Source organism: Cellvibrio sp. (assembly GCF_053579595.1).
In genome coordinates this window covers 17,200-27,256 of sequence record NZ_JBRFPI010000007.1, presented here as the reverse complement: position 1 = coordinate 27,256, position 10,057 = coordinate 17,200, and the positions used below count along the sequence as shown (strand labels likewise).

At 52.5% G+C, this 10,057-nt stretch carries 6 protein-coding genes and 1 pseudogene; 1 reads left to right on the top strand and 6 read right to left on the bottom strand.

Going from position 1 to position 10,057, the window contains the following annotated elements; all coding sequences use genetic code 11:
• The 5 genes from ACWA6V_RS01105 to rluD form a co-directional block, all read right to left on the bottom strand.
• Window positions 1-3,438 (bottom strand): S8 family peptidase (locus tag ACWA6V_RS01105; protein ID WP_449520778.1); only part of this gene is annotated, 3,438 nt, incomplete at its 3' end.
• A gap of 197 nt (window positions 3,439-3,635) precedes the next feature.
• Window positions 3,636-6,293, bottom strand: coding sequence for an ATP-dependent chaperone ClpB (clpB, locus tag ACWA6V_RS01100; RefSeq protein ID WP_449520777.1), 2,658 nt, complete (start codon window positions 6,291-6,293; stop codon window positions 3,636-3,638).
• A 124-nt stretch (window positions 6,294-6,417) separates the two neighbouring features.
• The gene (locus ACWA6V_RS01095; protein WP_449520776.1) at window positions 6,418-6,942 is read right to left on the bottom strand and encodes a DUF4870 domain-containing protein; all 525 of its coding nucleotides are present in this window, start codon (window positions 6,940-6,942) and stop codon (window positions 6,418-6,420) included.
• 87 nt (window positions 6,943-7,029) lie between these two features.
• On the bottom strand, window positions 7,030-7,779 hold the full coding sequence (gene pgeF, locus ACWA6V_RS01090; protein WP_449520775.1) for a peptidoglycan editing factor PgeF: 750 nt from the start codon (window positions 7,777-7,779) through the stop codon (window positions 7,030-7,032).
• 1 nt (window position 7,780) lies between these two features.
• A complete protein-coding gene (gene rluD, locus ACWA6V_RS01085) occupies window positions 7,781-8,746 on the bottom strand; it encodes a 23S rRNA pseudouridine(1911/1915/1917) synthase RluD (protein ID WP_310074058.1) in 966 nt (321 codons plus the stop codon).
• A 160-nt stretch (window positions 8,747-8,906) separates the two neighbouring features.
• Between rluD and ACWA6V_RS01080 the strand changes: the two genes are divergently transcribed.
• Window positions 8,907-9,809 carry an outer membrane protein assembly factor BamD gene (locus ACWA6V_RS01080; protein WP_449520774.1) on the top strand — a complete coding sequence of 301 codons (903 nt, stop codon included), beginning with the start codon at window positions 8,907-8,909 and terminating at the stop codon, window positions 9,807-9,809.
• A 56-nt stretch (window positions 9,810-9,865) separates the two neighbouring features.
• On the opposite strand, the pseudogene ACWA6V_RS01075 reads toward ACWA6V_RS01080, so the two are convergent.
• Window positions 9,866-10,057 (bottom strand): annotated as a pseudogene (locus tag ACWA6V_RS01075) (NAD+ synthase); the annotation flags it as partial.

The window sequence follows — 10,057 nt, the reverse complement described above, 5'->3', positions numbered from 1 at the left end:
CAACTCATCAATCTCCACTAGCGTCTGCCCCAGTTTTCCCCCTTTTTGTGTATCGCCAAGACTAATCCTTAGCGACGCTTTTACTGCACCGGGAATTACCGGGAGCTTGGCAAGGTAGCGCCCGTTGTCCCGGCTTAACGCCAAAGGAACCCAATCAGCCGAGCCACTCAGCCGATATTCCATCTCCGGAGCTTCACTTTCACTGGCCACCTCACTGCTCATACTGAGCATGCTCAATTCGATTGCCAAATCGCTGCCGTTCAGAACCCGGCTGGGGACACCGTCGTTAAGGAACCGCAACTGTTCGGGAAACTCCTTCAGCAGGTAGGTTGTTTGCCCTTGCAATAGGCTGGTGTCCAACTCCAGACGCATCTTGGATGGACTTGTCACCCCCAGAAAGCGCGTCGGCTGATCCAACTCGAATAGGAGATTGCTACAGGTGCCCGCGCCAAGAGGGAGATTAAAGGTGCCACCACTGGTTTCCGAACTGGTATTTAACTGCCCATCGCAAAAGAGTCGATAAGACATGAGATCAAAAAAACTATTCTGCTGGGCATCGCGCTGGATGGTGTAGTTGCCACCAAACCAATAGGGCTCAGACATGCTCTGCACCTGTAATTCATTACTCCACCCATTGAAATAAAAGGCTGGTGCCATAAAGTAGGCGCCATCTGTAACGGTGATAGCCCGACCAGAACTGCGGTAGTTGGTCGCATCCGGGGTACTGAATACACCGCGCAGTTTGGTAAAGGACTGAGCATCCGTAAAGGCAAGGGAGCCCGTATTCATTAGTTGCAGATTCCACGCAAAAGGATCATCACTCAAGCGCTCCACCCCCATCGTCGGGTACCACTCACCTTTTTCCAGAGTGGAGACATTGGCATAGAGTTTTGCTGATATTGGCTCATTGTAGACAGTCGCACTAGTCCAATAGGTGCCAAAAGCGACGAAGTCAAAGGTCGAGCGCAGCTGGCTCAACCCTTGGGAGAACCTGACACCCCCCGCCAACTTATCCAGATCAGCATAGGTAAAATCAACGCCACCGGCAGTGCGCAAATCCAGATCAAGATACTGAGATGAACGAATGCCATCCCTGTAAAAGGCCGACAACAAATAATACTCACCCGTCACCCCAGGGCTTGTTTCTCTCAGTGAGAACAGCGCTGTCGCCGCGATCTGAACGCTCTCTGAGAGCTCCGATACACGCAAAATTCTTTTGCCGCTGCCACCCAAAAACAGCACGCTACCTTGGGGAACATCAGCCATCCGCCATTCGATCAACTGAGTCTTTGTATTCATGCCATCCAAGGGGATAGAGCTACCGTCCAACCCTGTCACTGAACCAATCGCTATTTCGTGGATTGCACTGGCTCGCTCCAGTTTGGTGGTGACACTATCCACCAGTTGAATATCTTCCCTGAACACCAGCGAATCCAGGCTGCAGCCTTCGCCATAGAAAGTGGCTGCCAGATGGTAAGTACCCGGCTTGAGATCGAGCCCGAAATTGGTTGGCGCATCGGTACAACTATTGAAATACTCCACACTGCCATAAGTGCCATCGTCATTGATCACATGCAACAGAAAGAGCGGCGCATCGAACTCCACATTAAGCCGGGCGGCTTTGGCAAATACCAGTGGCAGCCGTATATCGGTTTCGGAATAACGAACATTGGCAACCACTTCATGATGCAATGTCGCACTGTCGGCAAAGGGCAAGGTCTGGGTATCGACTGATAACTGCAGCTTCACCGTGGTTTGCTCACCCGCCGCCAACTCCTGTTCACCCGCTGGGTCAACCAACCCGCTGGCGCCCTGGGGAAATACCACCGGCGCGGTTGTCGCCACCTTGAGCGAGTTGCTGCTGATATTTTTCAACGTCAGTGGCAGATTTGCCGACCAGCTCGGCTGCCTAAGATCCACTGATCCCGCCGACAAGAGCGCTGGGCTCACCAATAATTTGGCGCTTGCAGCTTGCGCAAGATCCATCATCCCAGCGCCCTGTGTGAACACATCCTGCCCCAAATCATTGCTGGTATTGATCAACAGGGTTTTGAGTTCAGCCGGGGTCAGATTGGGGTACAGTTGCTTTAACAATGCAGCGCCACCCGCCACATGGGGAGTCGCCATACTGGTGCCACTCAAGCGCACGTAGCTACCGCCGGGTTTGGCCGAGTTGATCTCCACACCGGGCGCTACCAGCTCCGGTTTTACATAAGCCTTGCCAGAAATTGGCCCACGTGAGCTAAAACCGGCGATGGCGCCGTTGTTGTCGCTAGCGCCCACCGTCAACACCTGTTCAGCATTGCCCGGTGAACCTATGGTGGAATAGGAGCTGCCACTATTGCCCGCCGCAACCACTACCACTACCCCTGCAGCCATAGCGTTATTTGCGGCTTCCGAGATAGGCGAGTCGGGCGCGCCCGAACCACCCAAACTCATATTCACTATGTCGATCTGGTCGTCGGTCAGAGGGTCACCATCGGGATCAACCGCTTTTTCCAGCGCAGCCACAATACTGCTTTCCATGCCCCAACCCTGATCGCTCAACACCTTGTAGGCATAGAGAGTGGCATCGGGCGCCATACCAGTGAGCGTGCCCTTGGCTGCAATAATGCCCGCCACATGGGTGCCGTGACCATGTTTATCGATAGGATTGGTGGCGTCCTCCCCTTCAACAAAATTGTGACCACCCGCCACCTTGCAGCCGGTTCCGATACATCCGCCCAAATCGGGATGGGTGTAATCAATCCCCGTATCCAGTACCGCCACCGTCACCCCTTGGCCGGTTATCGCGCGCGTCTGGCTGTCGTTCATCGCCCAAAGCTGCGGGGCCTTGGTGACACCCACACTTTCAGCGAGAAAAGCTTTTATTTGGGCATCCGGATACACCGCAGCCACCTGCGGTAACCGGCGGATCCGCTCGATGCTGTTCGCTTCGGCAGTGATGCTCAGCGTATTGGTTAACTGCGTAAATTGGCCGTGCATCTGGCGCATCAGCTTCTGCTTGCGCAATTCTCCCAGTAGTTGGTTCTGGCTTTTTTGCACGCGTTGCAGCTGGCTTTGGGCGGACTTGCCCAGCAGTTGCTGCTGCGCACGCGACAATTTGCCCGTCGCACGCATTTGTTCGCGCTGCTGCTTAAGATAGGGCCTGACCGCCTGATCCTTTAGACGCACCAGCAACCGCTGCGGCTGGGTGTGGTCAAGAGTTTGGATTTGCAGTTGCCCGGCTGGATTACTGATACTCACCGCTCCGCCGGCCGGTAACGCAAATGACTGGGGCTCGCTGTTGCCAGATGGATTGCCGAGCTGATTGACTGGCTGATTGTGCTGCTGATGAATCTGGATAATCTGACGGGGGGGTTGATTCGACTGAGCCGGGTGCATCAGTGCGCAAAAGGCCAGCGCCACCGCACCAGCTGATAATGTCCGTGGGAACATAACATCTCCATGATTTTTTATGATTGGGTTTTTAGTGCGGTTGCCGAGCAAGCGTTTTACCATTTTGTCGCCAAATTGATCAACTTTTACTTGAATGACGACAAACAAGTGTAGCCGCTGAAAGTACATTTACAGGGATAAAAAAACGCCGTCATGACGACGGCGCTTAGCAAGAACATGTTCCGAATGGGTTGCATCTAGTTCAAGCGTTTTGGATCAAACACAATTTTTTCACCTAATAATTTACCGTGAATAATCACGCCGGGCATAAATTTACCGCTGAGAATATCCTGCGCTAGCGGGTTTTCAATCAACTGCTGGATCGCGCGTTTTAATGGGCGTGCACCATAGACAGGATCAAAACCGACACTTGCCAATTTATCCATCACTTCATCCTCCAACTCCAGAGCCAAGTCGCGTTCGGCCAAACGTTTTCTCAACAGTTCCAACTGGATATCGGCAATACCGCGAATTTGTTCGCGCCCGAGCGGATGGAATACCACCACTTCATCGATACGGTTGATAAATTCCGGGCGGAAATGGCCACCGACCACTTCCATCACCGCATCTTTCATGGCGTTATAGCGATTCTCATTGTTGAGCGAGTTGTTCATATCGTTATTGACGAAACTGTCAAAACTCACCGTATCGAAAGATTTATCTTCGGCCAACTCCTGAATGCGATCCGAACCTAAATTCGAGGTCATGACAATCACGGTATTGCGGAAATCCACAGTGCGGCCCTGGCCGTCGGTCAAGCGTCCATCGTCCAATACTTGCAACAAAATATTGAATACATCGGGATGCGCTTTTTCAATTTCATCGAGCAAAATCACCGAGTAGGGTTTGCGGCGCACCGTCTCGGTGAGGTAGCCGCCCTCTTCATAACCCACATAACCCGGTGGTGCGCCGATCAAACGGGCGACCGAATGTTTTTCCATAAACTCCGACATATCGATACGCACCATGGAATCGGCGGTATCAAATAAAAATTCGGCAAGCGATTTACACAATTCGGTTTTACCCACACCGGTTGGCCCTAAAAATAAAAATGAACCATTGGGACGGTTGGCATCGGACAAGCCCGCGCGCGAACGGCGCACCGCATTGGCAACAGCGACTACCGCCTCGTGTTGGCCAATTACACGTTTATGCAGCGACTCTTCCATACGCAATAATTTTTCGCGCTCGCCCTCCAACATTTTTGAGACGGGAATGCCAGTCCACTTTGAAACCACTTCGGCAATTTCTTCCTCTGTCACCTTGTTGCGCAGCAGTTTCATCTCCATCATTTCCGCTTGGCCAGCCATATCCAATTGTTTTTCCAGCTGCGGAATAATCCCATATTGAAGTTCTGACATGCGCGCCAGATCGCCTTTGCGGCGTTTCTCTTCCATTTCAAAACGCGCCTGCTCTAATTGGCTTTTAATTTCTTGTGATCCTTGCAGCGCCGCTTTTTCAGCGCGCCAGATTTCTTCCAAATCATTCAGTTCACGCTCGAACTTATCAATATCCTGATCGAGTTTGGCAAGGCGTTTTTTGCTTGCTTCATCTTCATCTTTTTTTACCGCTTCGCGTTCAATTTTGAACTGGATTAAACGGCGTTCCAGACGATCCATTTCCTCCGGCTTGGAATCAATTTCCATGCGGATACGGCTGGCGGCTTCGTCGATCAAATCAATCGCTTTATCGGGCAATTGCCGGTCCGTGATATAGCGCTGGGATAATTTTGCGGCGGCAATAATCGCCGAGTCGGTAATATCCACGCCGTGGTGAACTTCATAGCGCTCTTTCAAACCGCGCAAAATGGCGATGGTGTCGGACTCATTGGGTTCGTCGACCAATACTTTTTGGAAGCGGCGCTCCAGCGCCGCATCCTTCTCAATATATTTGCGATATTCATCGAGCGTGGTCGCACCCACGCAATGCAATTCACCGCGCGACAGCGCCGGTTTAAGCATATTGCCTGCATCCATTGCACCTTCGCCTTTACCAGCGCCGACCATAGTATGCAGCTCGTCGATAAATAAAATAATGCGGCCTTCTTGTTTGCTTAATTCGTTAATAACGGATTTCAACCGCTCTTCAAATTCGCCGCGAAATTTTGCCCCGGCGAGCAGCCCACCTAGATCGAGCGACAGCAGCCGTTTATCTTTTAAACCTTCGGGCACTTCACCGTTGACAATGCGCTGCGCAAGCCCTTCCACAATCGCGGTTTTACCCACACCTGGCTCACCAATCAAGACGGGATTATTTTTGCTGCGGCGCTGCAACACTTGGATAGTGCGGCGAATTTCGTCATCGCGGCCAATCACCGGATCGAGTTTGCCCGCTTCCGCGCGCGCGGTTAAGTCGACAGTATATTTTTCCAGTGCCTGGCGGTTGCCTTCGGAATCGGCGTCATCCACATTTTCGCCGCCGCGCACTTTTTGGATACCTTGCAGCAGACGCTGGGCATTGCCAAATTTTTTCAATATATCCGGCACTGCGCCCTGCATTTCGGTCATCAATACCACCAGCACTGAATCGCTGGAGACAAATTTGTCGCCGGTTTTTTGCGCATGGCGATCAGCCAGATTCAACAGGCGCACCATGTCGGGCGACATAGTGACTTCGCCGGTAGGATTTTTAATTTGCGGTAAACCTTCCACGTATTCATTGAGCGCAGTGCGCAACCCGGCGACATCAAACCCCGCCTGGCTCAGTAGCAGGCGCACACTGGCCGCGCCTTTTTGGTCGATCATCGCGAGCAATAAATGGGACGGATCCAGTTGGCTGTGATCTTGCCCCAACGCGATGGATTGGGCGTCGGACAGCGCAACTTGCAATTGATTGGTTAAACGGTCGATACGCATGGATTACCTCAAGCGATGTGTTACTCGGTTGAAGCAGAGGTGGGGCGTGAGGGAGACGATTTCAAGCAGGCCAGGAACCTGCTTGTCATCTTTGCCGGGAATAAATAGCGCTCTTTGCGCTAGATCAATTTTGCGGGCTATTCGGAACAACTGGTGTACGCGCTGTTTCGCGCACATCAAAAAACTTGATCGACATAGGGTAGTTTTTAATAACGCCCTTGTTGGCATCCATCGCGCCCATGATGGTGAACACAATCGAGCACACAAACAGTATTGCTATCAGGAAAAAGCCAACCACAATAAAGCACAGGATCACGCTCACCAAAAAGTAAATCAGCGAGCTAAACACCCAGTTCATCACCACCTTGCCCTGCTCATCAACATAAGCATCTTCTTTTTTGGATTGCCACATAATCAGCGGGACGATAAGCCCCAAAAACGGGAACAACCAGGAGCAGAATTGGGTGAGATGCAACACCATCGCATAATCATAATTATTGGTTTGCATTATGGTGTGCGGCTGTGCGGCTGGTGCAGCCTGCTGTGGCTGGGCGCCGAGGATGCGCTCCTTGGCCTGCTGGTACTCCTCTTCACTGATCAGGCCTTTTTGTTTCAGGTCGTTCAGCTTTTCAATTTGGTCGAGATCCATAATGATTCCTTGTGAGTGTTGATAAAAAGTACGGCGCAACTGATTGGATGTAAATAATGCCTGTTTAGATGCAGGCAGCACAAAAAATTATTCCAGCCAGATCAAGCTCGCCATACGCCCGGTCACTTTATCGCGGCGAAAGGAGTAAAAACGGGTTTCATCAGCATAGGTGCAATCATTGCCACCGTATATTGCAGTCACCCCCAAGGCATGCAATTCAGCGCGGGCGAGCGCATAAATATCGGCATAAAAATGCAATGGGCGCTGTGCAGAGATAAACGCGCTTGCAATCTCGTCGGCATGTCGCTGACTACGCGCTGCTTTAAAAAAGGCTTCGAGCACATCCACCCCCACCTCAAAGTGAGGCTGTGAAATCGCGGGGCCGAGGTAGGCAAGAATATCGTCCGGTTTGGCGGTGAATTTTTGCAGGCCGCGCGCGCATATCCCTTTTGCCAAACTGCGCCAGCCGCAATGTAATGCGGCAACCTGGGTGCCCTGTTTATCGCATAACAAAATCGGTAGGCAATCAGCTGTCATTACCAAACAGGCATGTCCTTTTTGATTGCTGTAACTGCCGTCGGCGGTGCGCACCACTCCATCGATTTTGGCATTCACGACTTTTACACCGTGGATCTGTTCGAGCCACTGCGGTGTGTTTTCCAATTCCAACTGCCCGGAGAGTTGCGTGCGATTAGCAGCAACATGCTCCGGATTATCGCCTACATGCAGCCCCAGATTGTTACTCGCATAGGGCGGCAAGCTGACACCACCCGCACGGGTGGTGATATGGCTACGCACATTGGCGGGGGCGGGCCAGTCAGGCGTGATGCCGTTCATATCAGTCATCAACAAGGGTGAACCCGGTATTGAGTGCATCGAGCAGGTTTTTAAAATCCTCCGGCAAGGGTGCAGTCCACTCGGTGTATTCGCCGGTACCAGGATGTTCCAAGCCCAATTTAAAGGCATGCAGAGCCTGGCGCGGGAAGCTTTTGAGGGTATCGATCAAATGCTGGTTGGCGCCTTTGGGGATTTTGAAACGGCTGCCGTAGGTTGGATCACCCACCAACGGATGACCGATGTGTGCCATATGCACACGAATTTGGTGGGTACGGCCAGTCTCCAGTTTCACGCGGATATGGGTATGGCTCGGGTAGCGTTTGGCCACACGGTAGTGAGTCACGGCGCGCTTGCCGCCCGCTTTGAGCACCGCCATGAGTTTGCGCTGCATAGGATGTCGCCCCATTGGGGCATCCACGGTGCCACCGCCCGTCATAGCGCCTATGGCAACAGCTTCGTATTCGCGGCTAACCGTGCGGTCGGCCAGCTGTTCAACCAGATCGGTATGAGCTTCCAGGGTTTTGGCGATCACCATCAGCCCAGTCGTCTCTTTATCCAGGCGATGCACAATCCCCGCGCGCGGCAAATTCACCAAGCCGGGAATATGGTTGATCAACGCATTCACCAGCGTACCTGTGTAGTTGCCGGCGGCCGGATGAACAACCAGCCCGGCTTGCTTGTTGATGATGATCAAGTCGTCATCTTCGTGGATGATATCCAGCGTAATCTCTTCCGGCTGCCACTCACCCTGAGCCTCCAATTCTGCCTTGAGCTCCAGCACTTCACCGCCGATCAACTTGTCTTTTGGCTTGGCAGTGCGGCCGTCTACTTTGAGCTGGCCATCTTTAATCCAGCTCGACAAACGCGAGCGGGAGAAGTCAGGGAACAACTCGGAGGCGATCTGGTCGAAGCGCATGCCGCTCATCTGGATGGGCACTTGCGCGCTCAGGTCAAAAACATCTTTCATTAAAAAACCTCTAGTGATTGCTTCTGGCGGTAAATGTTTTGCCAAAAACCGGAAATTGGGCGCTTTTACGGCTGCCAGATTGGTATCCGCCAAGCTCTGTGTTTAAATACCCTGCCCCGCAAACGGGGTCTATTTTATCGAGATAAGAGTCTATAACCCTATGCGAGTCCTGCCCTGTTTGATGCTCAGCACCCTTGTGCTGCTGACTGCCTGCTCCAGCAAAGAGCCCGAATACACCACCGAAGCGGACCTCTACCACGCCGCCGAAGAGCAACTTGAGCGCAGCCAGTGGGAATCGGCGATCAAAAACCTCAACTCGCTCGAAGAAAACTTCCCCTTTGGCACCTATGCTGACCAGGCGCAATTGGAACTTATCTACGCTCACTACAGCTCGGGCGAAGCTGATGCGGCTATTGCCACCGCCAACCGTTTTATCCGCCTGCACCCCCAGCACCGCAATGTGGACTATGCCTACTACATGCTGGGGATGGCGTCCTTTACCAAAGACCAAGGTATGTTTGAGCGCGTGATGCCGGTGGACACCTCCAAACGCGATCCGGGTGCAGCGCGTGAATCGCTGGCGAATTTTACCCAATTGCTCAACCGTTTTCCCGACAGCAACTATGCTGCCGATGCCAAAAAGCGCATGCTGCACCTGCGCAACCATCTGGCGCGCTACGAAATCCATGTGGCAAATTACTATTTTAAACGCGGTGCCTATGTTGCTGCGGTGGGCCGTGGTCGCTACGTGATTGAAAACTTTCCACGGGCTCCTGCAACACCCGATGCACTGGCCGTTATGGTACAGGGTTATCACCTGTTAAAGATGCCCGAGCAATCCAATGAGATGCTGGAAATCCTGAAACTTAACTATGCCGATTATCCGGCACTGAACAAAAATGGCGAGTTTGACTACGACTATATGTATAACAACGGCAAATCGCCCTGGTTGGCCTACCTGACGCTGGGCTTGTTCAGTAAAAATGAAATCACCGGTTTTGATACCCGTGAAATCTACGACCCGCAATACAAAGTCGCTACCGATGTGGCGCGCGTCGATTGATCAACCTGGTGCAACATCCATAAAGGCCGCCTCTGCGGCCTTTATTTTTTTCTGGATCAATCGCCCATCTTCCAACCCGACGTGATTGGATAGCGGCGATCCCGACCAAATCCGCGCTGTGTAATACGAATCCCTATCGGCGCCTGACGACGTTTATATTCATTCACATCCACCAGCCGCACTACTCGCTCAACCTGTTCGCGCGCAAACCCTTCGGCGATAATCGCTTCAGCGCTGTAATCCTGTTC

Coding starts and splice junctions, on each gene's coding strand:
- rluD (WP_310074058.1), bottom strand. CDS start 8,746: ATGAAAGATGTTTTTGACCTGAGCGCGCAAGTGCCCATCCAGATGAGC.
- ACWA6V_RS01080 (WP_449520774.1), top strand. CDS start 8,907: ATGCGAGTCCTGCCCTGTTTGATGCTCAGCACCCTTGTGCTGCTGACT.
- ACWA6V_RS01095 (WP_449520776.1), bottom strand. CDS start 6,942: ATGGATCTCGACCAAATTGAAAAGCTGAACGACCTGAAACAAAAAGGC.
- clpB (WP_449520777.1), bottom strand. CDS start 6,293: ATGCGTATCGACCGTTTAACCAATCAATTGCAAGTTGCGCTGTCCGAC.
- pgeF (WP_449520775.1), bottom strand. CDS start 7,779: ATGAACGGCATCACGCCTGACTGGCCCGCCCCCGCCAATGTGCGTAGC.